The following is a 26471-nucleotide window of genomic DNA, read 5'->3' on the forward strand; positions in this document are numbered from 1 at the left end:
CGGTTTTCGCCCGAATTGGGCGGGGCTTTCCCTGGTGGATGCCCCGCCACGGGTGTGATGGTCGTCAACCTCGGCGGCCGCCGGACCACTCCTCTCCGTCGGCTCCGAGCGTTTCTCCCCGCCGACGCCGAACATTCCTCCCCGGCCGGCGCCGGACGTCCCCTTCCCGGGTGATGCCGGACTACCCCTTCTCGGGTGACCGGGGCGGGCTGACCGTCGTGCGGGGCGGACGCCGCTCGGAGGACGTCCGCACGATCAGCTCCGTCGGTATCACCTGCTCGACCGGTTGGTCCGATTCGACCCCTTCGATGGCGTCGATGAGGAGCTGGACCACGGCCGTGCCGATCCGGCGGGGTTTGAGCGAGAGTGTGGTGATGGGCGGCTCGGTGCTGGCGTAGACGGTGGACTCGCTGCAGCAGACCAGCAGCAGGTCGTCCGGGACGCGCAGGCCGTAGCGCCGGGCCGCGGCCAGCAGATCGGTGCCGTTCGGGTCGAAGAGGCCGTAGACGGCGTCGGGGCGGTCGGGCCGGGCCAGCAGCCGGTCGGCGGCGACGGCGCCCGCGCACGGGTCGTGGGCGGGGTAGGCCTCGTACACCGGGTCCTGTCCGACCCGCTCGCACCAGTGCAGATACGCGGTGGTGGAGAGATGTGTGTAGGTGTCCGTGGAAGTGCCGGTGAGGAGGCCGATCCGGCGGGCGCCGGCGTCGGCGAGGTGGTCGAGGATGCCCAGCACCGCGGCCTCGTGGTCGTTGTCCACCCAGGCGGTGACCGGGAGCGTGCCCGCGGGGCGGCCGTCGGAGACGACCGGTAAACCCTGGCGGACGAGCTCGCTGACGACCGGGTCGTGGTCGGACGGGTCGATGACCACGGTTCCGTCCAGGGCGACGTTCGACCACACGTCGTGGCGCGAGGTCGCGGGGAGGATGACCAGGGCGTAGCCCCGGGCGAGCGCGGCCGAGGTGGCGGCTCTGGCCATCTCCGCGAAGTACGCGAACTCCGTGAAGGTGAAAGGTTCATCCCCGTATGTCGTCACGGTCAGGCCGATGAGGCCCGATTTGCCGGTACGGAGGGTTCGGGCCGCGGCCGACGGGCGATAGCCCAGCCGGTCGGCGACCTCGCGGACGTGGCGTCGGGTGGCGTCCGGGAGCCGGCCCTTGCCGTTGAGGGCATCGGACACGGTCGTGATGGAGACCCCTGCGGCCGCGGCCACGTCTCTGATACCCGCCCGGCCCGGTCGACCGCCTCGGCGGGAGGTCTCTGCGCGGCTCACCTGGTGCTTCCCTGCTGCTGTCATGGCGAGCCGATAGTAGGGCTCATGCGGTGGGGTAGTGCGGACGCATATGCACTCGTTGACAGGCACGTTTCTGCAAGGTCAAATTGACTCAATTGCCTTTGAAACAAAGTCAGTTGAACGATCCAATGGCAATACGTGACTTGTCGACACGCATGGGCCTGCCGACTGGGCCATGTTTCGAAGAGGTCTCAACTCACCTTGACGAGCGATGCGCGCCACGGCGTGAGCCACCGGCGCATGTCTTCCTGAGCGGCGCGCCCCCCCATTTCGTACGCCTTCGTACGAGGATGACCCTCGCGTACGTACGAGATGGCCGCCGGGTTGCACGAGGGTGATCATCGGGGAGTATGACGATGATCACCAGGGGGTACGGGGCCGATCGCCGGCCCGGGCGGGCTGCATCGCGTGGTTGTCCACAGCCCATTCGCAGCGGCGCCGAATCCTCATAAGGTGAGAAGCATTGGTAGCCGGTGGTGGTCATGAGCCAGCGGTGGTCGCGAGGAGGACTGCGGTGAGCGAGACGAGCCCCAAGCTGCGTACCGAGCTGGAGGGTATCCCCACCTACAAGCCCGGCAAGCCCGCCGCGGCCGGTGCGGTGGCGTACAAGCTGTCCTCCAACGAGAACCCCTACCCACCGCTGCCCGGCGTGATCGAGAGCGTGACGGCCGCGACCGGGTCGTTCAACCGCTACCCGGACATGGCGTGCACGGGCCTGATGAACGAGTTGGCGGATCGTTTCGGGGTCCCTCTCTCGCACCTGGCGACCGGCACCGGCTCGGTCGGCGTCGCCCAGCAGCTGCTGCAGGCCACCAGCGGCCCAGGCGACGAGGTCATCTACGCCTGGCGCTCCTTCGAGGCGTACCCGATCATCACGCGGATCAGCGGGGCGACCCCGGTGCAGGTGCCGCTGACACCCGGCGAGGTGCACGACCTGGATGCGATGGCCGACGCGATCACCGACAGGACGCGGTTGATCTTCGTCTGCAACCCGAACAACCCGACCGGCACCGTGGTGCGCCGGGCCGAGCTGGAGCGGTTCCTCGACCGGGTGCCCGGCGATGTGCTGGTGGTCCTGGACGAGGCCTACCGTGAGTTCATCCGTGACATCGAGGTGCCGGACGGCGTGGCGATCTACCGTGACCGGCCCAACGTTTGTGTGCTGCGCACCTTTTCCAAGGCGTACGGGCTGGCCGGCCTGCGGGTCGGCTTCGCGATCGCCCACGAGCCGGTGGCGGCGGCGCTGCGCAAGACGGCGGTGCCCTTCGGCGTCAGTCAGCTCGCGCAGGACGCGGCGGTCGCGTCGCTGCGTGCCGAGGACGAGCTGCTCGGCCGGGTCGGCACACTGGTGTGCGAGCGCGCCCGCGTGGTCGAGTCGCTGCGCGGCCAGGGCTGGACGGTGCCCGAGACGCAGGCCAACTTCGTGTGGCTCAGGCTGGGGGAGCGCACGCTCGACTTCGCCGCCCACTGCGAGCAGGCCGGGGTCGTCGTGCGGCCCTTCGCCGGGGAGGGGGTGCGCGTGACGATCGGGGAGACCGAGGCGAACGACATCTTCCTGAAGGCCACGGAGGGGTTCCGCAAGGAGCTCTAGTCCGCGCCCGGCAGGGTTCCGACCGACCTGTTTGAGCCAGGGCCCGGTCGGAACCGGGCTTAGGGACCCCCACCTCTGCAGTCTCGAACGGGCATGCGTCATAATTGCTTGTGAATGTGAATGCGTTCACAAGCGTGTCCCGGTTGTCCCATGATGTGCGCCATGAACGGGGCAAACTGCCGCTGCAATCATCGCGGCGTAAGGAGACTGACGACGTGGAAATGGCTTTGGCGCCCGAGACTCTGGCGCGCTGGCAGTTCGGCATCACCACCGTCTACCACTTCCTCTTCGTCCCTCTGACGATCTCGCTCGCCGCCCTCACGGCGATCCTGGAGACCGCCTGGGTGCGGACGGGCAAGGAGCACTACCTCAGAGCGACCAAGTTCTGGGGAAAGCTGTTTCTGATCAATATCGCCATGGGCGTCGTGACCGGCATCGTGCAGGAGTTCCAGTTCGGTATGAACTGGTCCGACTACTCGCGCTTCGTCGGTGATGTCTTCGGTGCGCCGCTGGCCTTCGAGGCGCTGATCGCCTTCTTCTTCGAGTCCACCTTCATCGGGCTGTGGATCTTCGGCTGGGACAAGCTGCCGAAGAAGGTCCACCTCGCCTGTATCTGGGTGGTCTCCATCGGCACCGTCCTGTCGGCGTACTTCATCATGGCGGCCAACTCCTTCATGCAGCATCCGGTCGGCTACCGGCTGGTGAAGAAGGCGGACGGCACGATGCGGGCCGAGCTCACCGACTTTCCCAAGGTGCTCTTCCAGGAGACGGCGCTCGTCAACTTCTGGCACGTCATCAGTGCCTCCATCCTGGTCGGCGGCGCCTTCATGACCGGTATCGCCGTCTTCCACCTCCGCAAGAAGCGGCACATCCGCACCATGCGGATGTCGCTGCGGCTCGGCCTGATCACCGCGCTGGTCGGCACGATCCTCACCGTCGTCAGCGCCGACACCCTCGGCAAGGTGATGTACGAGCAGCAGCCGATGAAGATGTCGGCCGCCGAAGCCCTGTGGGACTCGGAGCAGCCCGCGCCCTTCTCGCTCTTCGCGTACGGCGATGTCGCCAAGGGGCACAACACCGTCGCCATCGAGATCCCCGGGATACTGTCCTTCCTCGCCAAGAACGACTTCAACGCCAAGATCCCCGGCATCAACGACATCAACAAGGCCGAGCAGGAGAAGTTCGGACCCGGTGACTACCGCCCCAACATCCCCACCGCCTACTGGGCGTACCGCTGGATGATCGGCTTCGGCGGGGTGTCGATGGCCCTGTGCGCCGCCGGCCTCTGGCTGACCAGGCGGAAGCTCTGGCTGGCACCCGCACACCGCACCGGGGACGAGGACGTACCGAAGCTCATGCTCACCAAGAACATGGAGCTGACGCCCAAGCTCGGCGTGTGGTGGTGGCGGCTGTCCCAGTGGACCTTGATCTTCCCGCTCATCGGTATCTCCTGGGGCTGGATCTTCACCGAGACGGGGCGTCAACCCTGGGTGGTGTACGGCCTGCTCAGGACCAGGGACGCGGTCTCGCCCGGGGTCTCGCAGGGCGAGGTGCTGACCTCGCTGATCGTGTTCACCCTCATCTACGCGATCCTCGCCGTCATCGAGGTGAAGCTGATGCTCAAGTACGTCAAGCAGGGACCGCCGGAGCTCACCGAGGCCGACCTCAACCCACCCACCAAGATCGGCGGCGACTCCCATGACGCCGACAAGCCGATGGCCTTCTCCTACTAGGCCCAGGGAGCTGCTGAGTCATGGAACTCCACGACGTCTGGTTCGTCATCATCGCGGTCCTGTGGACCGGCTACTTCTTCCTGGAGGGCTTCGACTTCGGCGTCGGTGTCCTCACCAAGCTGCTGGCGCGCAACCGCACCGAGAAGCGGGTCCTCATCAACACCATCGGACCCGTCTGGGACGGCAACGAGGTGTGGCTGCTCTCGGCGGGCGGCGCGACCTTCGCCGCCTTCCCGGAGTGGTACGCCACGCTCTTCTCCGGCTTCTATCTGCCCCTGCTGCTCATTCTGGTCTGCCTGATCGTGCGCGGTGTCGCCTTCGAGTACCGGGTGAAGCGGCCCGAGGAGAACTGGCAGCGCAACTGGGAGACGGCGATCTTCTGGACCTCGGTGATCCCCGCGTTCCTGTGGGGTGTGGCCTTCGGCAACATCACCCGCGGCGTGAAGATCGACAAGAGCTTCGAGTACGTGGGTAATTTCGGTGACCTCCTCAACCCGTACGCGCTTCTCGGCGGTCTGGTCACGCTGACGCTCTTCACCTTCCACGGGACCGTGTTCGTCGGGCTCAAGACGGTCGGCGACATCCGGGAGCGGGCACGCAAACTCTCGCTTCGGGTCGGGCTCGTGACCGCCGTGCTGGCGCTCGTCTTCCTGATCTGGACTCAGGCCGACAATGGAGACGCCAAGTCCCTCGTCGCGATGATCGTGGCCGTGGTCGCCCTTGTCGCTGCCATCGCGGTGGCCCAGACGGGGCGCGAGGGCTGGGCGTTCGCGCTGTCGGGGCTGACCATCGTGGCGGCCGTCGCGATGCTCTTCCTGACGCTCTTCCCGAATGTCATGCCGTCCTCGCTCAATGAGGACTGGAGTCTGACGGTCACGAATGCCTCGTCGAGTCCGTACACCCTGAAGATCATGACCTGGTGCGCGGGGATTGCCACGCCGATGGTCCTGCTCTATCAGTCGTGGACGTACTGGGTGTTCCGCAAGCGGATCGGTACGCATCACATCGCCGCGGATGTTGCGCACTGACTCCTGGCCCATGGCATGACTTCTCCCCCGAGGCATGGCGCCTACCTCATGGCACGACTTCTCCCTCATGGCATGTTTCACGTGAAACATGCCGGATGAGCCAAGGGTGTGTTTCACGTGAAACCAATCGATCCGCGTCTGCTGCGGTACGCCCGCGCCACTCGCTTCTTCCTCATGGCGGTCGTGGGGCTGGGCGCAGCCGGGGCGGCGCTGGTCATCGCCCAAGCCATGCTCATCGCCGAAGTCGTGGTCGGCGCCTTCCAGCACGGTCACTCGGCCGGCGAACTCCGCACGCCGCTGCTCTTGTTGATCGCGGTCGCCGTCGGGCGGGCGGTTGTCGCCTGGCTCACCGAACTGGCCGCGCACCGGGCGAGCGCGGCGGTCAAGTCGGAGCTGCGGGGACGGTTGCTGGAGCGGGCCACCGCGCTCGGTCCCGGGTGGCTGAGCGGGCAGCGGACAGGGTCGCTGGTCGCCCTCGCGACGCGGGGGGTGGACGCGCTCGACGACTACTTCTCGCGCTATCTCCCCCAGTTGGGGCTCGCGATCGTGGTGCCCCTGGCCGTGCTTGCTCGGATCGTCACCGAGGACTGGGTGTCGGCGGCGATCATCGTCGTCACTCTCCCGCTCATCCCGGTCTTCATGGCGCTGATCGGCTGGGCCACGCGATCCCAGATGGACCGCCAGTGGCGGCTGCTGTCCCGACTCTCCGGTCACTTCCTGGACGTGGTCGCCGGGCTCCCCACGCTCAAGGTCTTCGGCCGGGCCAAGGCGCAGGCCGAGTCGATCCGGCGGATCACCGGCGAGTACCGCCAGGCGACCATGCGGACATTGCGGATCGCCTTCCTGTCGTCCTTCGCGCTGGAACTGCTCGCCACGATCTCGGTCGCGCTGGTCGCGGTGACCATAGGGATGCGACTCGTCCATGGCGACATGGATCTGTATGTGGGTCTCGTCATCCTCGTCCTCGCTCCCGAGGCGTATCTGCCGCTGCGCCAGGTGGGGGCGCAGTACCACGCCGCCGCCGAGGGACTCGCGGCGGCGGAGGAGATCTTCTCGGTGCTGGAGACCCCGGTGCCGGCCAGTGGCTCGCTTGTCGCGCCGGAGGGGGAGATCGCCTTCGAAGGCGTGACGGTCCGCTATCCGGGGCGCTCCGGGGACGCGGTCCGCGAGCTCTCCTTCGCGGTCGAGCCCGGTGAGACGGTGGCCCTCGTCGGGCCGAGTGGCGTGGGCAAGTCGACACTGCTGAACGTGCTGCTGGGATTTGTGGAGCCCGCGGCGGGCCGGGTGCGGATCGGGGGAGTCGATCTCGCCGAGGCCGATGTGGAGCGGTGGCGTTCCCAGGTGGCCTGGGTGCCGCAGCGGCCCCACCTCTACGCCGGCACGATCGCCGAGAACGTACGGCTGGCGCGGCCCGACGCGGAGGACGCGGCGGTACGGCGGGCGCTGGCCGACGCGGGGGCGCTGGAGTTCGTGGACGCCCTGCCCGGCGGCGCCGAGACGCTCCTCGGTGAGGACGGCACCGGACTCTCCGCCGGGCAGCGTCAACGTCTCGCACTGGCCCGGGCGTTCCTCGCGGACCGGCCCGTGCTGCTGCTCGACGAGCCGACGGCTTCGCTGGACGGGGCGACGGAGGCGGAGGTCGTGGCGGCCGTGCGCAGGCTCGCCGCCGGGCGGACCGTGCTGCTGGTGGTGCACCGGCCCGCGCTGCTGGGGGTGGCGGACCGGGTGGTGCGGTTGGATCCCGGCACACCTGTCGTCGCGGCCGGCTCCGCGCACAACGAGGGCGCCAGGGAACTCCGGCCCGTCGAGCCGGGGGATGTGCCCGCGGTCGGCGCGGAAGCGGCGTACGGGGCCCCTCAGCGGCGTGGAGGCGTGCTAGGCAGGGTCCGCGCCATGGCCGGGCCCAGGAGTGGCCGTTTCGCGCTCGCCCTCCTCCTCGGGAGCCTCGCGCTCGGGAGCGCGGTCGGGCTGATGGCCACCTCCGGATGGCTCATCTCGCGGGCGTCCCAGCAGCCGCCGGTGATGTATTTGATGCTGGCCGTGACGGCCACGCGGGCGTTCGGGATCGGCCGGGCCGTCTTCCGGTACGCGGAGCGGCTCGTGTCGCACGACGCGGTGCTGCGGATGCTGGCCGATACGCGGGTCGCCGTCTACCGGCGCCTGGAGCGCCTGGCGCCCGCCGGACTGCGGACGACCAGGCGCGGCGATCTGCTCTCGCGGCTCGTCGCCGACGTGGACGCCCTGCAGGACTACTGGCTGCGGTGGCTGCTGCCCGCCGGTGCGGCGGTCCTGGTGTCCGCGGCCTCCGTCGGGTTCACCGCCTGGCTGCTGCCCGAGGCGGGGGCCGCCCTCGCCGCCGGGCTGCTCGCGGCCGGTGTCGGCGTACCGCTCCTGACCGGGGCCGTGGCGCGCCGGGCGGAGCGTCGGCTGTCCCCCGCCCGCGGCGCCCTGGCGACCCGCGTCGCCGATCTCCTCACCGGGACGGCCGAGTTGACGGTCGCGGGCGCGCTGCCCATCCGTACGGCCGAGGTGCGGCGGGCCGACACCGTGCTGACCCGCATCGCCTCCCGGGCCGCCACCGCGACCGCGCTCGGTGACGGGCTCACCGCGCTGGCGACCGGGCTGACCGTTGCCGCGACCGCCCTCGTGGGCGCTCAGGCGGTCGCCGCGGGGCGGCTGAGCGGCGTGGCGATGGCCGTGGTCGTCCTCACCCCGCTGGCCGCGTTCGAGGCCGTTCTGGGGCTGCCGCTCGCCGTGCAGTACCGGCAGCGGGTGCGCAGGAGCGCGGAGCGCGTGTACGAGGTGCTGGACGCCCCCGATCCCGTACGCGAACCGGAGCGGCCGCAGCAGGCGCCCGCGTCGCCGTTCCCGCTGCGTGTGGAGGGGCTCCGGGCCCGCCATCCCGGACAGGACCGGGACGCTCTCGCAGGACTCGACCTGACCCTCGAACAGGGCCACAGGATCGCCGTCGTCGGCTCCTCCGGCGCCGGCAAGACCACGCTCGCGCAGGTGCTGCTGCGTTTCCTGGATGCGGATGCGGACGCGGGGACGTACACGCTGGGGGGTGTGGACGCGTACGGGATGGACGGGGACGACGTGCGGCGGCTGGTCGGGCTCTGCGCCCAGGACGCGCACCTCTTCGACAGCACGGTGCGCGAGAACCTGCTGCTGGCCAGGAAGAACGCCACCGAGGCCGAACTGCGCGACGCGCTCGCGCGGGCCCGGCTCCTGGAGTGGGTGGACGAGCTGCCCGACGGGCTCGACACGCTGATCGGCGAGCACGGGGCGAGGCTCTCCGGCGGTCAGCGCCAGCGGCTGGCACTCGCCCGCGCGCTGCTCGCCGACTTCCCCGTCCTCGTCCTGGACGAGCCCGCGGAACACCTCGACCTGCCGACGGCCGACGCGCTCACCGCGGACCTGCTGACCGCGACCGAGGGCCGTACGACGCTGCTGATCACGCACCGGCTGGCCGGTCTTGAAGCGGTGGACGAGGTGATCGTGCTGGCGGCGGGGCGGGTCGTGCAGCGGGGCGCGTACGCCGAGCTGTCCGTGGTGGAGGGGCCGCTGCGGGAGATGGTGGAGCGGGAGGCGGCGGGAGATCTGCTGGTCGGGGCTGTGGCGCGGTAGGACCCGACTTCCCGGGCAACGGCAACGGCCCGACTTTCCTGAATAAATGGGACTAATTACTCTCTAGGCATGTCAGTAGCTTCCGCTTCGCCCGACCCGGCCGACGTCCCGGACGGTGGCCCGCGCCGCGGCGCGGACGTACGACGGCTGCTGGAGGCGGTGCGGTCGGTCGGGTTGGGGCTGGAGCTGCACTCGACGCTGGACCGGATCTGCGAGACGGCGGCCGAGCTGGCCGATGCGCGCTACGCGGCCATCGGGGTAGTGACGGAGGACGGCGAGAGACTCGCGGATTTCGTCTTCCACGGCATCGACGAGGAGACCGCCCGGCGGATCGGGCGGCCGCCCGACGGCCACAAGGGGCTGCTCGGAGCGCTCATCCACGATTCGGGGCCGGTACGACTCGCGCGGTTGGCCGAGGACGGGCGCTCCTGCGGATTCCCCGAACACCATCCGTCGATGCACAGCTTCCTGGGGGTGTCGATCCGCGTGCGGGGCGAGATCTTCGGGAATCTGTACCTGGCCGAGAAACGCGGCGGCGGCTCATTCGACGACGACGACCTCAACATGATCCGGGTGCTGGCCGCGGAGGCGGGGATCGCGATCGGCAACGTGCGGCTGTACGAGGCCGCCCAGCAGCGCGAGCAGTGGATCGACGGCTCGGTGGCCGTCACCACGGCGCTTCTGGCGGGCGGCGACGCCGAGGACGCGCTCCAGGTCGTCGCCGAACACGCCCGTCGGCTGTCCTGCTCGGCGGCCGGGATCGTCCTGCTGCCCGCCGCCGAGGGCGGCCTGGAGGTCGCGGCGGTCGCCAAGGACAGCCCGTCCGAGGCGCTCGGAGCCGTCATCCCGCCGGAGAGCGATCTGGTCGCCGAACTCCTCGACGGAGTGGCCGTGGTCCTTGAGGACGCGGCCACCGAGGCGCCCATACTCACTGATTTCGCCCGCGAGTACGGGCCGACGATGATGCTCCCCCTGCGGAGCGACGGCCGCCTCCTGGGGGCCCTCGTCACGCCCCGAGCGCGGGGCAGTCGCCCGTTCACCGGGACGGAGCGCGTCCTCGCGGCGCAGTTCGCCTCGCACGCGGCGCTCGCGTTGAAGATGGCCGAGGCGCAGCGCGACCGGGAGCGGCTCGCCGTCTACGAGGACCGCGACCGGATCGCCCGCGACCTGCACGACCTCGTCATCCAACGGCTGTTCGCCACCGGGATGATGCTGGAGAGCGTGCAGCGGAATTCCACCGTGCCCGAGGTGCGGGAGGGCGTCGGCAAGGCGGTCGACGAACTCGATGTCACCATTCAGGAGATCCGCACCGCCGTTTTCGCGCTTCAGCAGGGGCCCGCGGAAGTGCCGTCCGGGCTGCGCACCTGCGTGCTGCGCGAGATCAACACGGCCGCCGTGCCCCTCGGCTTCAGGCCCACGCTGCACTTCGTCGGGCCCGTGGACACGGTGGTCGGCGAACTCACCGGCAAGAACCTCATCGCGGCCCTGCGCGAGACCCTCTCCAACGCCTTCCGGCACGCCGGGGCGTCCCGCATCGATGTCACCGTCGACGCGACCGTCGCGCTGCCCGACGGGCGGCAGGGTGTCCGGCTGACCATCGCGGACGACGGCGTCGGCATCCCCGAGGGCGGTCGGCGCAGCGGCCTCAGGAACCTCGGACGGCGCGCCGAGTCGCTGGGCGGCGACAGCTCGTACGGACCGGGGCTCGGTGAGGACGGCGCCGGTACGACGGTGGTGTGGCAGGCGCCGCTCTGAGCACACACGGGGACACTGAGCGCACTCCAGGGCCGGCGGAGGCCGACATGCATCGCAACGGACCCGCCTCCGTGACCGTCTCCTTCTGCGGCCGTTCCTTCTGGGGCCGCTCGTTCCGCAGGCGCTCGTTCCGCAGGCGCTCGTTCTACAGCCGCTCGGCGATGATCCGCTCGATCACGACCGCCACCCCGTCCTCGTTGTTGGCGACCGTGCGGCCGGAGGCCGCGGCGATCACGGCGGGGTGCGCGTTGCCCATCGCGTACGACATGCCTGCCCAGGTGAGCATCTCGACGTCGTTCGGCATGTCTCCGAAGGCGACGACCTCCTCCGGGGAGATACCGCGCTCGGCGCAGCACAGCGCGAGCGTGCTCGCCTTGGAGACATCGGGGCCGCTGATCTCCAGCAGCGCGCTGGGGCTGGAGCGGGTGATGGTGGCCCGGTCGCCGACGGCCAGCCGGGCAGCGGTGAGGAAGGCGTCGGGGTCGAGCTCGTGGTGGAAGGCGAGGATCTTGAGCACGGGCTCGTCGGCGCCGGGACCGTCCGGTGCCAGGAGCTTCTCGGCGGGCGCGAGGGTGTCGGGAGCCTCCATGTGCAGCTTCGGGTACGCGGGCTCCTGGTAGAAGCCGTACGTCTGCTCGACGGCGAACACAGTGCCCGGCGCGGCCTCGCGCACCAGCCGTACGGCGTCGAGCGCGTTCGCCCGCGGCAGCTCCCGGACCTTGACGAACCGGTGGGCGCCGGGACCGCCGTGCAGGTCGACGACGGCGGCGCCATTGCCGCAGATCGCCAGGCCGTGGCCGTGGACATGGTCGCTGACGACGTCCATCCAGCGGGCCGGGCGGCCGGTGACGAAGAAGACCTCGATACCGGCCGCCTCGGCGGCGGCGAGGGCGGCGACCGTGCGCTCGGACACCGACTTGTCGTCGCGCAGCAGGGTGCCGTCGAGGTCCGTGGCGATCAGCCGCGGGGGGACGATGGGGGTACCTCCCTGTTCGAGCGAGGTCGAGAGCTTGGGGGAGGCCGGGGTCTCGGGCTGTCGAGTCGCTGAGGTCACCGGGCCATTCTCGCGCATATGCCCGCACGGTCGTGCGAGAGTCCGCACATGTGAGTGGTCACCGCGCTCGCCGACGCCGTCAGGCCCTGCTCGGACTCGCGGACTCGCGGCCTTGCGGAACTCGCCGTTTCGCCGCCCGGGACGGCGTCGGCCGTCAGCCCTGCCGACTTCGTCAGCCGTGTCCGTCGCGGCCGTCAGCCCAGCTGCGCCGGGGCTTCCATGGCGATGCGCTCGAAGACCTTCTCGTCCGCCGCGAAGTCCGAGTCGGGGATGGGCCAGTGGATCACGATGTCGGTGAAGCCCAGCTCCGCGTGCCGGCCCGCGAAGTCGACGAACGCGTCGAGGGACTCCAGCGGACGGCCGCGGTCCGGGGTGAAACCGGTGAGCAGGATCTTGTCGAGCTCCGCGACGTCCCGGCCGACCGCGGCGCAGGCGGCGGCCAGCTTCTCGGACTGTCCCCGTAGGGCCTGAACCGACTGCTCGGGGGTGCCCGTTTCATACAGCTTGGGGTCGCCGGTCGTCACCCAGGCCTGCCCGTGGCGGGCGGCGAGCTTCAGGCCGCGCGGACCGGTGGCGGCCACCGCGAAGGGCAGTCGGGGGCGCTGGACGCAGCCGGGGATGTTGCGCGCCTCGTGCGCCGAGTAGAAGTCCCCGTCGTACGACACCGAGTCCTCGGTGAGCAGGCGGTCGAGGAGCGGTACGAACTCACCGAAGCGGTCGGCGCGCTCGCGCGGGGTCCAGGGCTCCTGATCGCTCCTGGAGAGCGCCGTGGCGTCGAATCCGGTGCCGCCCGCGCCGATGCCCAGGGTGATCCGGCCGTTCGACATGTCGTCGAGGGAGATCAGTTCCTTGGCGAGGGTCACCGGGTGCCGGAAGTTCGGCGAGGTCACGAGGGTGCCCAGACGCAGCCGGTCGGTGACGGTGGCGGCGGCCGTCAGGGTCGGTACGGCGCCGAACCAGGGGCCGTCCCGGAAGGCGCGCCAGGACAGGTGGTCGTAGGTGAACGCGGTGTGGAAGCCCAGGTCCTCGGCTCTCTGCCACAGCTTCTGTCCGTCGTTCCATCGGTGGATCGGAAGGATCACAGTGCTCAGACGCATGCCCCCGACGATAAGCGAGACCGTCGGGGTGCCCCGTCGGGTGCGGTGACGTCGTCAGGGGATGCGGACCAACTCTCCGACCTCTGCGGGGCAGTTGGGGTGCGCGACATGCTGCGAAGCTAGCTTCGCGGTGTAGAGTCTTCAGTGTCATCGAGGATCGGGCCTGACCCGGACTTCGTGTGTGGTGCCGTACGTGAACCGCCGCACCACCCTGCATGGTTTGGACGCCCGGCAGGGGGTGCGGCTCAACCCATCCCCGCACAGTGTGCGAAGACAGAAAGGACATCCTCGTGAGGATTGCCATTACCCATCATGCATGGTCCCTCCCGCCTCGGGCCATCAAGGCCGTGGTGCCGCTCGCAGTGATCATCGTCGTGGCCGTGGTCGGCGCCTTTGCCGTGGGGCACGGTGCGGCGGCGCTGACCGTGGTCGTCATGGCTCTGCTGGCCGCTGCCGTGGAGGAGCTGGCGCGCGCCGCCATGCGGTACTGGATGCGCGTCGCCTGACCGTGGGTGGCGGGGTGTGGTGCGGGTGCGCACCCGCACCACACCCCGCCACCCACGCGCGGGACCACGGCAGAGCGGCAGTGCCGGGAAGAGAGACGGAGGAGCCGTGAAAGGAGACGACGTATCCATGATCTGGGACCACGAGATCCCGCTCGGGAGCCTTTGTGAGGTGACGGCCGGTCCGTCCGGGTCCTTGCTGGACAGCCTGCACGACGGCCCCGACGGAGTGCCCGTGATCTCACCGCCGGATCTCACCGCCCACCACACAGTGGACACCCGGCGGCTGCGGCGGGTGCCGTGGGACGAGACGAAACGCCTCTCCCGGTTCTCGCTGCGGGAGGGCGACATCCTCATCGTGCGGCAGGGGGCGCTCGGCCGGCTGGCGCTGATCGAGGCAGAACACGCCACATGGTTCTACGGCTCGTCCTGTCTGCGCATCAGGCCCCAGCGGGAGCGCCTCCTGCCCGAGTACCTCGTGTCGTATCTGTCGTATCCGCCCGTGCAACGGGTCATGCTGAGCCAGTCCATCCCGGGTACGGTGCCCTCGCTCAACTCGGCGATGCTGAAGGAGTTGCCGGTCACCGTGCCGCCCCTGGACCGGCAGCACGCTGTCGTCGAGGCCCTGGCGGATGTCGACACCCGGATCAGGATCCAGCGGCAGATGGCCGATCGCCTGGAGGCACTGCGGCCGGCCATCTTCGGAGAGCTGATCCAGGGAGCGAGGCGCACATGAGTCCGTTTACCGTCGGTCAACTGGAGCGGGCCCTCTTCGCCGCTGCCGACATCCTGCGCGGCAGGATGGACGCGTCGCAGTACCGTGAGGTCATCTCCGCGATGCTGGTCCTCAAGCGGGTCTCGGATCAGCCCGGCATCCTTCGGGTGCCTGACCGTGCGCGCTGGTCCCAGATCGTCGACTACGAGGGCAAGGCGCCGGGGCGGGTACTGAACGAGGCTCTGTGGGAACTCGAGCAGAGCAACCCCGAAGTCCTGAAGGGTGTGTTCGAGGCCGTCGACTTCGACGTAAGGCTGAGCCGTGCCGAGGTGAAGGCACTGGTCGGTCACTTCGACAGTATTCCGCTCGACGACGGCGACCTGGAGTTCGGCGATGCGGTCGGCCGCGCCTACGACCACCTCCTGGGCGCGTTCGCCGACAGTGCCGGGAAACGGGGCGGGGAGTTCTTCACGCCCCGTTCTGTGGTCCGGCTGATGGTGCGCCTGGTCCGGCCGCGGGAGGGACAGTCGGTCTACGATCCGTTCGCGGGCTCGGGAGGCATGCTCGTCCAGGCCGGGCAGTACGTCGACGAGCATGGCGGGGAGGGCGCGCATCTCGCCCTCTTCGGGCAGGAGAAGAACGCCGCGACGTGCTCCACGGCCCGGTTGAACCTTCTGCTGCACGGACTCACCGACAGTTCGGTGCTCTGCGGGGACACACTGACCGACCCACTCCACTCTCTGGAGGACGGGCACCTCAGGCGCTTCGACCGTGTGCTGACCAATCCTCCCTTCTCGATGAACTACTCCGAGAAGGAGATGAGGCATCCGGAGCGGATGATGTACGGCTGGACACCCGGGCAGGGCAAGAAGGCCGATCTGATGAACGTCCAGCATGTGCTGGCCACACTTCGTCCGGACGGGATCGGAGCGGTGGTCACCCCGCATGGTGTGCTGTTCCGGGGCGGGGCGGAGGCGGAGATCCGCCAGGGAATCGTCGAGGACGGCCGGCTCGAAGCGGTGATCGGTATTGGACCGAACGTCTTCCTCGGCACGGCCATCCCCGCCTGCATCCTGGTGCTGCGGGGCACGAACGGAACACCGGCGGATCAGCGCGGCCAGGTGCTGTTCATCAACGCCGAGCGCGAAGTGGTCACGGGGCGGTCACAGAACCGCCTGGAGCCGCAGAACGTGGAAAAGATCGTGGGCGCTTTCCGTGAGTGGGCGGACATCCCCGGCTTCTCGCGAGTGGTCTCTCCGGACGAGATCGCGGACAACGACTTCAACCTCAACATCCGGCGCTACGTCGACGCCAGTCCGCCCGCCGAGCCATCGCTGGACGTCCGTGCCGCGCTGTTCGGCGGGGTGCCAAGAAGCGAAGTCGACGCGGAAATGAGGAAGTTCCAGGTCTTCGGTATCGGCCTCGCCGACCTGTTCATGACGAAGGGTTCCGGCTACCTCGATTTCCCCGGCTGCGGTTGCGAGGCGACCGCAGCGCGTATCCCGGACCTGGCCGCTGCCCGGGAGAGGGACTTCATCGACCACTGCCGTTCCTGGTGGCAGGGAGCGGAATCGCGTATTGCCGAACTCGCGGGCACCAGCAGGCTGTTGATGTTGCGTTCCCGGCTCATGGCTTCCCTCCGCGAGGAGCTCCTGCCGGCCGGGATCCTGGACCGGTACCAGTTGACCGGCACCTTCGCGGCATGGTGGGCCGACCGGCAGGACGACCTCAGAAGCCTGGACCTCCGGGGCTTTCCCGGGGTGATCGATCGGTGGGCGGTGGCCGACGGCCGACCTTCGTATCTTCCTGGGAGCCTGGCACGCGAACGAGTGCTTGATGTCCTTGGCAACGATCTCTGCTCTCGGGTGGAGAAGCTCGTTGCCGCGGAGCGACAGGAACTGGTCGACGTCTACCGCTCATGGGGTGACCGGTACGGGACTTCTTTCACGGACTTGGAGAGACAGAGCGAGGCCGCTGCGGCACGGCTCAGAGCCCGCCTGGAGGAACTCGGTTACACCTGACCGGTCTGCCCTGACCCGGCGCCGCTGTCCAGGGGTGGAACCGCCGTCGCTGTCACACCCTGGTCGGCTGCCAGACCGAGGTGAGCGCGGTGACGGGGTCGGTGTGGGCCGGTGCAGCGGGCCACCATTCGCCGTCGTCGTCCTGGGAGTAGGGGTACCAGCGGGCGTCGGGGCCCAGCCGCAGCTGGATGCCGTGGTCGGTGAGGGTGAGGCGGTTGCGCCAGGCCCTGAGGGGGACCGGGGCGGTGGTCATCTCGGCGAGAGCCTCGGTCAGGGCGGTGCGGGCGGCCTTCATAGTCACCGGGGCGGGGGTGTGGGGGTGTTCGGCGACGGTGAGGCCGGTGGGGCCGCCGTGGCGCCAGGCGCGGGTGAGGCGGGCGAACGCGTCCGGTTTGGCGCCGGTGTTCACGATCAGGCGGTGGAACCACTCGGGCCCGGGGCCGCTCGCGGCGATCCGTACCGCGTCCTGGTGCCGGGTCAGGTGCAGGTCGGTGGTGTCGCCCGCGAGGAGCCGCGCGGCGCGGGTGGCGGCGTCGGTCATGAGGCGCTCCAGGTCCGTGGTGACCAGGCCGCTGACGGGCGGCGGGGTGACCGGGAGCGCGGCGGTGTGGGGGGCCGGTTCGGGGGGTTCGGGCAGATGGGGGGCGTGTTCGGCCCAGCGGGTGTACGCGGCGGCGGCCGGGATGCCGGCCGGGGCCGGTGGGCCTGCGGTCTCCCGGGTTGTCGTACGGCGTGCGCGCAGCTGGGCGAGGATCTCCTCGCGACCGCGGCCGCGCAGTGCGAAGAGGACGAACGGGTCGGCGTCGATGGTGGTGGCGATGGCGTAGCAGAGCGCGGCGGCGTGCTTGCAGGGGTGTCCCCAGTCGGGGCAGGAGCAGGCCGGGTCGAGTTCGGTGGGCTGCGGCAGCAGGGGGACGCCTGCCTGTCGGGCGTCGTCGACGAGTTCGGCGGGCATATCACCGTCGAGGAGGGCGGCGAGATGCCCGGCACGGGCCGCGATGGTGTCGAGCAGGGTGTCCCATTGGGTGTCGGTGAGGACGGGTAGATGGACCGAGGAGCGGTACGGGCGCGGTCGGCTGCCCTGGACGGCGGCCTTGACCTGGCCCGGGGCGACGGTGGTCGGGCCGACCAAGCCCTGCCGGGCGTAGGTGCGTCCGCGGGACAGACGCCCGGAGTCCAGGGTGGAGTCCTCCAGGGCCGCAACCCATGCCTGGCCCCACCAGGTCGTGGCGAAGCCGCGCCTGCCGCGAGCCGGTGCGCGGCGCGGTCCGGGGACGGAGGGGCTCATGACTGCCTCCCCAGGGCGACGAGTTCGGCGAGGTCGGCGTCGGACAGTTCGGTCAGGGCGGCCTCACCCGAGCCGACGACGGCGTCGGCGAGCGCGCGCTTGGATTCCAGGAGCTTGGCCACCTTGTCCTCCACAGTGCCTTCCGCGATCAGCTTGTGCACCTGGACGGGCCGGTCTTGTCCGATGCGGTACGCGCGGTCGGTGGCCTGGTCCTCGACGGCCGGGTTCCACCAGCGGTCGTAGTGCACGACGTGGGTCGCGCGGGTGAGGTTGAGCCCGGTGCCCGCGGCCTTCAGGGACAGCAGGAACACGGGTACCTCGCCGTGCTGGAAGCGTTCCACCATCTCCTCGCGCCGCGCGACGGGGGTGCCACCGTGCAGGAAGAGTGTGGGGATGCCACGCTCGGCGAGGTGCTTTTCCAGCAGGGTTGCCATCTGTTTGTACTGGGTGAAGACCAGTACAGACTCGCCCTCGGCGGTGATCGTGTCGACCAGTTCGTCGAGCAGCGCCAGTTTGCCGGAGCGGCCGTGCAACGGTGTGGACTGGGGCAGGCTGTGCTCTCTCAAATACTGGGCCGGGTGGTTGCAGATCTGCTTCAGCGCGGTCAGCAGCTTGAGCACCAGGCCGCGGCGGGCGATGCCCTCGGATTCCGAGATCTTCGCCATGGTCTCGCGGACCACCGCCTCGTACAGACTGGTCTGCTCGGCCGTCAGCGCGACGACGCGGTCGGTCTCGGTCTTGGCCGGCAACTCGGGTGCGATCCCTGGGTCGGACTTCCTGCGGCGCAGCAGGAAGGGACGGACGAGACGGGACAGGCGCTCGGCGGCCTCGGGATCCTCGCCGGCCTCGATGGGGCGGGCGTGCCGGTCGCGGAAGGCGGTGAGCGGGCCGAGGAGTCCGGGGGTGGTCCAGTCGAGGAGCGCCCACAGTTCGGAGAGGTTGTTCTCCACGGGGGTGCCGGTGAGGGCGACGCGGGCACGGGCGGGCAGGGCGCGCAGTTCGCGGGCGGTGACGGCGTAGGGGTTCTTGACGTGCTGGGCCTCGTCGGCGGCGACCAGCGACCAGGCGGTTTCGGCGAGGACTGCGCGGTCGCGGCGCAGCACCCCGTAGGTGACCAGGACGATCTCGTCGCCGGCCAGGTCGTCGAGGTGGCGGTCGCCGCCGTGGTAGCGGCGTACGGGGGTGGAGGGCGCGAACCTGGCCGCCTCGCGCTGCCAGTTGCCGAGCAGGGAGGCGGGGCAGACGACGAGCGTGGGGCCCCCGGTGGCGGGGTCGGTCTGGCGGTGCAGATGCAGGGCGAGGAGGGTGATGGTCTTGCCCAGGCCCATGTCGTCGGCGAGGCAGCCGCCGAGGCCGAGTCCGCACATCTCGGCCAGCCAGGCCAGGCCCCGCTTCTGGTAGTCGCGCAAGGTGGCCTTGAGCGCGGCGGGCTGTGGGGCGGGAGTACGTGACTCGGGATCGCGGATACGGGCGACGAGGTCGCCGAGCGCGCCGACCGCCGCACAGGGGATCGGCTCGCCGTCTCTTTCCACCTCGCCTGTCAGCGCGGCGCTCAGCGCCTCCATGGGGGTGAGCGGTTCCATCCGGCGACGCCTGGCGCGGGCAACCAGCTTCGGGTCGGCGACCACCCACTGGTCACGCAGCCGGACGAGAGGGCGGCGGGCCTCGGCGAGGGCGTCCATCTCGGCCTCGGTGAGCGGTTCGCCGCCGAGCGAGACCTGCCAGCGGAAGTCGAGGAGTGCGCCGGCGTCGAGGAGGCCGCCCGCGCTGGAGCCGGGGGCGGTCCGCTGCCCGATCTCCGCGGTCGCGGTGAGCGCCTTGACCAGCTCGCGCGGCCAGTGCACGTCGATACCGGCCGCGCGCAGCGCGTCGGTGGCGTCCCCCAGCAGGTCGAAGGCTTCGTCGTCGGTCAGCCGGAGCTCGTCGGGGGCGGCGTCCTTCAGCAGCCGCTGCAGCGGAGGCCATGTGCGGGCACCGCGGCGCAGTGCGAGCAGCGTCTCGGTCTCGGCGCGCGGGCCGAGCAGCCGCTCCACCTCGGTCGGCTCGTTCCACAGTCGTGCGGCCTCGACGACGAGCGCCGGGTCCGCCGCGGTGTGCAACTGCAGGACGGCCCGGAACTGGCGGCGCCGCCCCTCGGGTACGTCGACGCGAAGCGAGACGCCGACCTCGGCTGTGAACGCGGCGACGGTCTCCTCGGCCCACTCACGCAGGGCAGGCACGGCACGCGCCTCGCGCCAGGCATACGGCAGGGCTCCCACGGCGAGCGGGGCGGCCGGAGTGCGGACCAGGTCGTCGGCGACCGCGTCGCAGAACTGGCGTAGCAGCGCGGCCGGTTCGGCGATTCGCAGCGGGCCCGAGCCCGGCTCGGGCAGGCAGTGGGCATGGGGTGGGAAGGCGGCGGCGAGGGCGTCCAGCGTCTGCCGCTGAGCTGCGGTGAAGGGGCCCGTCCGCCAGCTGTCGTAGCCGGCGGGGGTGAGGGCCGGGTGGACTCGGCCGTCGGCGAGCAGCCGCAGCGCGAAGCGGGCGGCGGCCTGCCAGGCAGCGGCGGACGGATGCGGCGGCTGTGCCCCGGCCAGGGCGGACACGGCGAGGGCGATGGGAAGCGCGTAGCCCTGCACCCTGCGCCGCCGGACCGACCGGCCGTGCGGCAGCACCAGTTCCACCGACTCGGTCTCGACGCCCGCGGGCGCCACGCCGTCGCCGACGGCTGCCCCCACGGGCTGCCACAGCAGCAGCCGTCCGAGGCGGGCGGGCTCGCCGGGCAGGAACACCGCCGCCCAGCCGTCGTCGAGCAGACGCCTTGCGAAGGCGGTTGCCTCCGGCGTGGCCAGCGGCGGCGCGACTCTCGTGCCCGTGCGTGGTTCTCGTACGACGACCCGTGCCACGCTCATTCGCCCCATCGTTTCCAGGCGGCCCTCACCGCGCCCCGCTCACCACCCGACACGCTCGGGCCCGCCCTCACCTTTCAGGTACGGGCCTGCTCTACGCGGCGTACACACGCCGGTCGGCTGCTTGTCGACGCCGGGCAGGCCCATCATGACGGCCGGGCACCACCGCGCTCAAACCTGGACGCCGGGTGGTGGTCCCTTTTCGGCGAGCACATCCTCGGGTCCACCCTCAGTCGATACCCTGCGCCCGCCTGCTGACGTGAGCCGAGCGAGACGACCACGGGGCGCATATCGCAGTATGCTGATGTCATGGCTGACACGACCCGCATCACGGTGACGCTGCCGACCGAGCAGGTCGCCGAACTGAGGAAGCTCACCGACAACGTCTCCGGCTATGTCGCCGAAGCGGTGGCGCGTCAGCTGCGGCACCAGCTGCTCGGCGCCGACCTGCGGCGCCACCAGGAGGAGAACGGAGCCTTCACCGAGGAGGAGCTGGCGGAGGCGCGTTCCAGGATCTTCGGGACGACGGACGCCGGCGGGTCGGCGAGCGCTGCGTGAACGAGCACGTCGAGACCGTCGTCCTGGACTCCCAGGGGCTCTCCGCCTGGATCGCACAGGATCGCAAGATTCTCGCGATGTTCCAGGTTTTCCATGCCATGGGCGCGGATTTCGTCATCGGGGCCAACACCATCGTGGAAGTCGGCCATGCGCGGGTGAACATGTCCCGGCTGCGGTGGGTGCTGTCCCGCGTCAAGGTCGAGCCGGTGACCGAGGATGCGGCGAAAGCGTCTGCGGAACTGCTCAAGGCCGCGGGTCTGCACGGCCACAGGTACGCGATCGACGCGACTGTCGCCGAGGTGGCACTGCGTCAGCCGGGGCCGGTAGCCATGCTGACGTCCGACGTCGATGACATGACCCGGCTGTGCGGTGACCGCGTCCGACTCATCGGCATCTGAGTCGGAGACAACGAATCCGCCCAGGTCACGCCGCGATAGGCGAAAAAGGCTTGACTGAGGTCACGAGGGTGCCCAGACGGAGCTGGTCGGTGGCGGCGGCCGCCGCGGTGAGCGTCGGTACGGCACCGAACCAGGGGCCGTCCCGGAAGGTCCGCCACGACAGGTGGTCGTACGTGAACGCGGTGTGGAAGCCGAGCTGCTCCGCACGTTGCCAGGTGGCGCGCCCGCCCTCGTGCCAGCGGACGTACGGCAGGATCACGGTGCTCAGGCGCAGACTCATGCATCGAGCGTAAGCGGAGCCACGGGGTGGTCGTGGACACCCCGTGATCACTCCACCGGTACCTCTTGATCGGCGCGAGGTCGGTTTTCGATCAGCGCGTGGTCGTCCTCAGATCAGTTCGACGTCGTTCTTCGATCAGTGCGGGCCGGGGAACCGCAGGTAACCGGGCGGTACGGCCTCGGTGAGCCACACCCCGTTCGCGCTGACCCGGAAGACATGGCCGTCGCGGTGCATGGCGGCGGCGTCCACGCCGAGCACGACGGGCCGGCCGCGGCGGGCGCCGACACGGGTGGCGGTCTCGCGGTCGGACGAGAGGTGCACGTCGTGCCGGTTCATGGGCCTCAGGCCCTCGGCGCGGATCGCGTCCAGATTGCGGGCCACGGTCCCGTGGTACAGGTACGCCGGCGGAGTCGCCGGGGGCAGGCCGAGGTCCACCTCGACGGAGTGGCCCTGGCTGGCACGGATGCGGGTGCCCTCCACGGCGAAGCGCCGCTTGTCGTTCGTGGCCACCACGTGGTCGAGTTCCTCGCGCGTGAACCGGAAGCCGTGCGCCGCCGCTGCCGCGATCAGCGTGTCGATCTCGACCCAGCCGCCCTCGCCGAGCGTGAGCCCGATCCGCTCGGGCTGATGTCGCAGATGCTTCGAAAGGTACTTCGACACCTTTACGGTGCGTCTTTCATCCATCCCGTCAGGGTGCCTGACGAGACGCTGATCACGCATTTGATTTTGGTCCGGAGGTTTGATCCACAGCCAAGTACGGTTATCCACAGGGGAATTGAAGAAGCTGTGGACAACTCACCGATGATTCAGGGTGTTTCGTCAACAATATTTCCATCGTGGTCATTTGATGTGAGTCGATCCAAGATCCTTGCCTGTACCTCACGTTCGGCCGCGGCGGCGACGAAGTCCGCGACCTGCTCCGCGCCAACCAACCGCTCCACGGCCCGTGCTGTGGCCAGCGGTATCTCCACGGAACGCGTCTCGTCCGTACGACTGCGCGGTTGCGCCGAGCTGAGGCGTTCATGCAGGTGCCGGACTGCGAACAGCCGCATGGCGCGGGCCAGTTCCGCGTCCACGGTCTGCTGCGCGAGCGGTCGCAGACGGCGGACCAGGGAGGCCGCCTCGGCCGCTACCGCGTCGCTCGGCGGATGCTCGCCGAGATACCGCCCGAAGACGTGCTCGGTCGTGAACTCCAGGAAATGCGAGGCGATGTGCTCGACCTTGCCCCTCAACTCCCTGAGGTGGCCCGAGATCGCGGACAGCGGAACCCCCGCCGCGTACAACTCCACGGCCACGGCCAGCTCTTGGGGGCTGGGGACCAGATAGACCTCGTGCTCGCCGGGGACGCGCTCCAGCACACCGAGCGCCACGGCCTCCGCGACCGCCGAGTCGTCCGGGACGCCACCGAACCGCTCGTCCAGCTCGGCCCGTGAGATCCGTACCGCCTTCTCGTCGGTCCACGGTCCGTCGACCTCCGCCACCAGCCCGAGAATCCCGCCCAGGCCCCGGCCCGTGTCCCAGGCCTCCAGGAGTTCCTTGATCGAGGCCAGTGTGTAGCCGCGGTCGAGGAGGTCGGCGATCTGCCGGAGCCGGGCCAGATGCGCGTCCGCGTACACATTGGCGCGACCGCGCCGCTCGGGGCGCGGGAGCAGCCCGCGGTCCTGATAGGCGCGGATCGTGCGGACCGTGGCGCCGCTGTGATGCGCCAGGTCCTCGATGCGGTACGCGACACCGACCGGCTCGTCGTTCACGCTGCCTGCCTCCCGCTCCCCTGGACGCTACGCGCCGGCCGCCCGATCGCCCCCGCCGCCGTGCGGGCCGCCGTCGACTGCGCCGGGTACGCGGCAGCCCTGCGCAACGAGCCCTCCTGCGAGGGATGGTACGACCGCCGCGGACGACGGGGTACGGCCGTGCCGGGCTCCTTCCAGGTGGGCAACAGGTCTTTGTGCACGGCTCTGTTGTGGGCGGCGGTCGCTCACAGCGGCGGCTCCACCCGTGCGATCGCGCGCAGTGCCCCGGGCGCGAGGCGGGAGATGAGCCGGGCTCCGCGCGCCTCGGCGGTGACGGGCACGACCGCCTGGTCGCGGACGACCGCCCGCAGGATCGCGTCGGCGACCTTCTCGGGCGGGTAGTTGCGCAGCCCGTACAGCCGCGCCGATCTCTTCTGGCGCCGCTTCTCCTCGGTCGCGTCGACACCGACGAAGTGCGCGGTCGAGGTGATGTTCGTGTTGACGAAACCCGGGCAGATCGCCGAGACGCCGATGCCCTGGCCCGCCAGCTCCGCGCGCAGGCACTCGCTGAGCATCAGCACGGCCGCCTTGGAGGTGCTGTAGGCGGGCAGCGCCTTCGAGGGCTGGTACGCCGCCGCCGAGGCGGTGTTGACGATGTGACCGCCCTGGCCGCGCTCGGCCATCTGCCTGCCGAAGAGCCGACAGCCGTGGATCACGCCCCACAGGTTGACGTCGAGGACCTTCCTCCAGTCCGCCGGAGTCGTGTCGAAGAAGGACCCGGACAGCCCGATCCCGGCGTTGTTCACCAGCACGTCCACCACGCCGTACTCGGTGGCGACCTTCTCGGCGAACTTCTCCATGGCCTGCTCGTCGGAGACGTCGACCGTCTCGGCCCAGGCCTGCGGGGAGCCGATCAGCCGGGACATCTCCGCCGTACGGGCCGCGCCCGCCGCGTCCCGGTCGACGGCCACCACGCGCGCGCCCGCCTCGGCGAACGCGAAGGCGGTGGCCCGTCCGATGCCACTGCCCGCGCCGGTGACCAGCACGAGCTGCCCGCCGAAGCGCTCCGCGTACGTGCCGGTGGCCACGGTGTCCCGCAGGGGAACGCCGTCCTCGTTGGCGTGGACGAACTCCGTGATCCAGGAGGCCAGTTGGTCGGGCCGGGTCCGCGGGACCCAGTGCTTGGCCGGGAGCGTGCGGCGCACCAGCCGCGGGGCCCACTGCTCCAGGTCGTCGTAGAGCCGCTCGGAGAGGAACGCGTCCCCCAGGGGCGTGACGAGCTGCACGGGCGCGTGCGCGTACGCGTCCGTGCGCGGTCTGTTCAGCCGGGCCCGGACATTGTCGCGGTACAGCCAGGCGCCGTGCGCCGCGTCCGTCGGCAGCGACGAGGTCGGGTAGTCGCCCCCGGGCAGCTTCTCGATCCGCCGCAGGATCTTCGGCCACTGCTTGCCGAGGGGGCCGCGCCAGGCGAGCTCGGGCAGAGCGGGCGTGTGCAGCACATACACGTACCAGGACTTGGCGCCCTGCCCCAGGAGTTGGCCGACCCTGCGCGGAGTGGGCCGCCGGACGCGCTGCTTGATCCAGTGCCCGAAGTGGTCGAGGGACGGCCCGGACATCGACGTGAAGGAGGCGATACGGCCCTGGGCGCGCGCGACCGTGACGAACTCCCAGGACTGCACCGAACCCCAGTCGTGCCCCACCAGGTGCACCGGACGGTCGGGGCTCACCGCGTCCACGACAGCCAGGAAGTCGTCCGTCAGCTTCTCCAGGGTGAACCCGCCGCGCAGCGGCTGCGGCGCCGTCGATCTGCCGTGCCCGCGCACGTCGTACAGCACCACGTGGAAGTGCTCGGCGAGGCGTGTCGCGACCTCGGACCACACCTCCTTCGAGTCCGGATAGCCGTGCACGAGGACCACCGTGGGCTGTGCCGGGTCGCCCAACTCGGCGACGCACAGCTCGATTCCGCCCGTCCTCACCCAGCGCTCGCGCGCTCCGTCGAGAGTCACGGGACTCACCCCTCCTTCGCCCAGCGCCGCACGTGCGGCAGATCGTCGTCCAGCCAGAAAGCGCTCTGCTCGGGATCCCCGGAGTCGGTGACGACCAGGATCTCCTCGAACTTCGCGCCCGTGCCCCGGAATCCGAGATGCGGTTCGACCGCCCACAGGCCCGGCCGATGGGGGTCCCCCCTGCTCGAGCGAAGCCGAGAGCTTGGGGGACGATGGTCGGAGAACCGGTACGGCGACCACAGCGGCGACCAGCCGTCCCGGTGCCCGTGGAGCACGTCACTCGCCAGCCCCTTCAGGGACTGCGTACCGAACCCGAACAGACGGGGTGACCAGGCGCGCTCCTTCACCCGGTCCACCTTGTGCGCGATCACGCCGAACGGATACGCGCGATGCCGGCTCGCATATCCCTGGCGGACCATGAGCCGGTCCACGTCCTCGTAGATCTCGCGCAGCGGTCTGCGCTCGCGCACCTCGCGCAGGATCAGCTCGCGGTGCGCCTCCAGGTCGGCCATCAGCTTGTCCTGGACGGGGTTCGGGTCCAGGGAGCCGGAGTAACCGACGTCCGCCGTGCATCCCCGGTGGACCGGGGCCAGGTCGAGGATGAAGGGCATCCCCGGCTCCAGCCGGCGGTTGGTGGGGAAGAACTGCAGCGGGATCCGGAAGTCCACGAACGCCGTGCGGTCCCCGAACCACGCGAAGGGCAGGTGGAACCAGTCGAGCACCCCGCGCTCGCGCAGCCACTCCCGCTGCATGCGCGCCGCCTCGCGCTCGGTCACGCCCGGCCGCAGCTGTGCGGCGACCGCCTCCGCGCAGTCGTACGCGAGGCGCTGCACCTTTCGGAACCCCCGCAGTTCCGCGGCGAGTTCACCCGTCGCTGCCGTCGTCATGCCACCGCCCCACTCTGTCCC

At 70.2% G+C, this 26471-nt stretch carries 20 protein-coding genes and 1 pseudogene; 10 read left to right on the forward strand and 11 right to left on the reverse strand.

The genetic code is table 11. From position 1 onward, the window contains the following. Positions 1 to 181: 181 nt before the first annotated feature. Positions 182 to 1294, reverse strand: coding sequence for a LacI family DNA-binding transcriptional regulator (locus RV986_RS26665; RefSeq protein ID WP_475919816.1), 1113 nt, complete (start codon positions 1292 to 1294; stop codon positions 182 to 184). A gap of 511 nt (positions 1295 to 1805) precedes the next feature. On the opposite strand from RV986_RS26665, the gene hisC reads away from it, so the two are divergent. From hisC to RV986_RS26690, 5 genes are all read left to right on the forward strand, one after another. Continuing rightward, complete coding sequence (gene hisC, locus RV986_RS26670; RefSeq protein WP_475919817.1) at positions 1806 to 2882, forward strand: histidinol-phosphate transaminase; 1077 nt, start codon at positions 1806 to 1808, stop codon at positions 2880 to 2882. Positions 2883 to 3097: 215 nt separating this feature from the next. Then, a complete protein-coding gene (locus tag RV986_RS26675) occupies positions 3098 to 4615 on the forward strand; it encodes a cytochrome ubiquinol oxidase subunit I (RefSeq protein WP_475919818.1) in 1518 nt (505 codons plus the stop codon). A gap of 20 nt (positions 4616 to 4635) precedes the next feature. Further along, on the forward strand, positions 4636 to 5643 hold the full coding sequence (gene cydB, locus RV986_RS26680) for a cytochrome d ubiquinol oxidase subunit II (protein ID WP_475919819.1): 1008 nt from the start codon (positions 4636 to 4638) through the stop codon (positions 5641 to 5643). Between the two features lie 117 nt (positions 5644 to 5760). After that, complete coding sequence (gene cydD / locus RV986_RS26685) at positions 5761 to 9270, forward strand: thiol reductant ABC exporter subunit CydD (RefSeq protein WP_475919820.1); 3510 nt, start codon at positions 5761 to 5763, stop codon at positions 9268 to 9270. A gap of 69 nt (positions 9271 to 9339) precedes the next feature. Further along, positions 9340 to 11025, forward strand: a complete 1686-nt coding sequence (locus RV986_RS26690; protein WP_475919821.1) for a GAF domain-containing sensor histidine kinase — start codon at positions 9340 to 9342, stop codon at positions 11023 to 11025. Positions 11026 to 11170: 145 nt separating this feature from the next. Here the strand turns inward: RV986_RS26690 and RV986_RS26695 are convergent, their stop codons facing one another. Both RV986_RS26695 and RV986_RS26700 read right to left on the reverse strand, forming a co-directional pair. Further along, positions 11171 to 12097 carry a Cof-type HAD-IIB family hydrolase gene (locus RV986_RS26695; RefSeq protein WP_475919822.1) on the reverse strand — a complete coding sequence of 309 codons (927 nt, stop codon included), beginning with the start codon at positions 12095 to 12097 and terminating at the stop codon, positions 11171 to 11173. 176 nt (positions 12098 to 12273) lie between these two features. Continuing rightward, complete coding sequence (locus RV986_RS26700) at positions 12274 to 13176, reverse strand: LLM class flavin-dependent oxidoreductase (RefSeq protein ID WP_475919823.1); 903 nt, start codon at positions 13174 to 13176, stop codon at positions 12274 to 12276. Positions 13177 to 13466: 290 nt separating this feature from the next. On the opposite strand from RV986_RS26700, the gene RV986_RS26705 reads away from it, so the two are divergent. From RV986_RS26705 to RV986_RS26715, 3 genes are all read left to right on the forward strand, one after another. Next, positions 13467 to 13682 carry a hypothetical protein gene (locus RV986_RS26705; protein WP_475919824.1) on the forward strand — a complete coding sequence of 72 codons (216 nt, stop codon included), beginning with the start codon at positions 13467 to 13469 and terminating at the stop codon, positions 13680 to 13682. Between the two features lie 127 nt (positions 13683 to 13809). Further along, positions 13810 to 14415, forward strand: a complete 606-nt coding sequence (locus RV986_RS26710; protein WP_475919825.1) for a restriction endonuclease subunit S — start codon at positions 13810 to 13812, stop codon at positions 14413 to 14415. Further along, a complete protein-coding gene (locus tag RV986_RS26715; RefSeq protein WP_475919826.1) occupies positions 14412 to 16415 on the forward strand; it encodes a type I restriction-modification system subunit M in 2004 nt (667 codons plus the stop codon). Before RV986_RS26710 ends, RV986_RS26715 begins: the two co-directional genes overlap by 4 nt. 52 nt (positions 16416 to 16467) lie before the next feature. On the opposite strand, the gene RV986_RS26720 is transcribed toward RV986_RS26715, so the two are convergent. Beyond that, entirely contained in the window at positions 16468 to 17703 is a 1236-nt protein-coding gene (locus RV986_RS26720; protein WP_475919827.1) for an SWIM zinc finger family protein, read from the reverse strand. After that, positions 17700 to 20594, reverse strand: coding sequence for a DEAD/DEAH box helicase (locus RV986_RS26725; RefSeq protein ID WP_475919828.1), 2895 nt, complete (start codon positions 20592 to 20594; stop codon positions 17700 to 17702). The genes RV986_RS26720 and RV986_RS26725 overlap by 4 nt, the downstream gene beginning before the upstream one ends. Before the next feature lie 306 nt (positions 20595 to 20900). On the opposite strand from RV986_RS26725, the gene RV986_RS26730 reads away from it, so the two are divergent. Then, the gene (locus RV986_RS26730) at positions 20901 to 21149 is read left to right on the forward strand and encodes a hypothetical protein (RefSeq protein WP_475919829.1); all 249 of its coding nucleotides are present in this window, start codon (positions 20901 to 20903) and stop codon (positions 21147 to 21149) included. Continuing rightward, on the forward strand, positions 21146 to 21547 hold the full coding sequence (locus RV986_RS26735) for a DNA-binding protein (RefSeq protein ID WP_475919830.1): 402 nt from the start codon (positions 21146 to 21148) through the stop codon (positions 21545 to 21547). Before RV986_RS26730 ends, RV986_RS26735 begins: the two co-directional genes overlap by 4 nt. A 25-nt stretch (positions 21548 to 21572) precedes the next feature. On the opposite strand, the gene RV986_RS26740 is transcribed toward RV986_RS26735, so the two are convergent. The 6 genes and pseudogenes from RV986_RS26740 to RV986_RS26765 form a co-directional block, all read right to left on the reverse strand. Further along, complete coding sequence (locus RV986_RS26740; protein ID WP_475919831.1) at positions 21573 to 21827, reverse strand: LLM class flavin-dependent oxidoreductase; 255 nt, start codon at positions 21825 to 21827, stop codon at positions 21573 to 21575. A 135-nt stretch (positions 21828 to 21962) separates the two neighbouring features. After that, complete coding sequence (locus tag RV986_RS26745) at positions 21963 to 22511, reverse strand: RNA 2'-phosphotransferase (protein ID WP_475919832.1); 549 nt, start codon at positions 22509 to 22511, stop codon at positions 21963 to 21965. Between the two features lie 122 nt (positions 22512 to 22633). After that, positions 22634 to 23578: a MerR family transcriptional regulator gene (locus RV986_RS26750; RefSeq protein ID WP_475919833.1), complete on the reverse strand. Its 945-nt coding sequence runs from the start codon at positions 23576 to 23578 to the stop codon at positions 22634 to 22636. Continuing rightward, positions 23575 to 23790 (reverse strand): annotated as a pseudogene (locus RV986_RS26755) (hypothetical protein); the annotation flags it as partial. The gene RV986_RS26750 and the pseudogene RV986_RS26755, both read right to left, overlap by 4 nt. Positions 23791 to 23802: 12 nt before the next feature. Further along, on the reverse strand, positions 23803 to 25563 hold the full coding sequence (locus RV986_RS26760; RefSeq protein ID WP_475919834.1) for an SDR family oxidoreductase: 1761 nt from the start codon (positions 25561 to 25563) through the stop codon (positions 23803 to 23805). A gap of 5 nt (positions 25564 to 25568) precedes the next feature. After that, the gene (locus RV986_RS26765) at positions 25569 to 26450 is read right to left on the reverse strand and encodes a M24 family metallopeptidase (protein WP_475919835.1); all 882 of its coding nucleotides are present in this window, start codon (positions 26448 to 26450) and stop codon (positions 25569 to 25571) included. Between the last annotated feature and the right edge of the window lie 21 nt (positions 26451 to 26471).

The sequence above is a fragment of the Streptomyces sp. RLA012 genome (assembly GCF_056270325.1).

Excerpts from the sequence above, each read along its gene's own strand:
- RV986_RS26665 (WP_475919816.1), bottom strand. The coding sequence starts at position 1,294 with ATGACAGCAGCAGGGAAGCACCAGGTGAGCCGCGCAGAGACCTCCCGC.
- cydB (WP_475919819.1), top strand. The coding sequence starts at position 4,636 with ATGGAACTCCACGACGTCTGGTTCGTCATCATCGCGGTCCTGTGGACC.
- RV986_RS26690 (WP_475919821.1), top strand. The coding sequence starts at position 9,340 with ATGTCAGTAGCTTCCGCTTCGCCCGACCCGGCCGACGTCCCGGACGGT.
- RV986_RS26695 (WP_475919822.1), bottom strand. The coding sequence starts at position 12,097 with ATGCGCGAGAATGGCCCGGTGACCTCAGCGACTCGACAGCCCGAGACC.
- RV986_RS26700 (WP_475919823.1), bottom strand. The coding sequence starts at position 13,176 with ATGCGTCTGAGCACTGTGATCCTTCCGATCCACCGATGGAACGACGGA.
- RV986_RS26710 (WP_475919825.1), top strand. The coding sequence starts at position 13,810 with ATGATCTGGGACCACGAGATCCCGCTCGGGAGCCTTTGTGAGGTGACG.
- RV986_RS26715 (WP_475919826.1), top strand. The coding sequence starts at position 14,412 with ATGAGTCCGTTTACCGTCGGTCAACTGGAGCGGGCCCTCTTCGCCGCT.
- RV986_RS26720 (WP_475919827.1), bottom strand. The coding sequence starts at position 17,703 with ATGAGCCCCTCCGTCCCCGGACCGCGCCGCGCACCGGCTCGCGGCAGG.
- RV986_RS26725 (WP_475919828.1), bottom strand. The coding sequence starts at position 20,594 with ATGAGCGTGGCACGGGTCGTCGTACGAGAACCACGCACGGGCACGAGA.
- RV986_RS26730 (WP_475919829.1), top strand. The coding sequence starts at position 20,901 with ATGGCTGACACGACCCGCATCACGGTGACGCTGCCGACCGAGCAGGTC.
- RV986_RS26740 (WP_475919831.1), bottom strand. The coding sequence starts at position 21,827 with ATGAGTCTGCGCCTGAGCACCGTGATCCTGCCGTACGTCCGCTGGCAC.
- RV986_RS26745 (WP_475919832.1), bottom strand. The coding sequence starts at position 22,511 with ATGGATGAAAGACGCACCGTAAAGGTGTCGAAGTACCTTTCGAAGCAT.
- RV986_RS26765 (WP_475919835.1), bottom strand. The coding sequence starts at position 26,450 with ATGACGACGGCAGCGACGGGTGAACTCGCCGCGGAACTGCGGGGGTTC.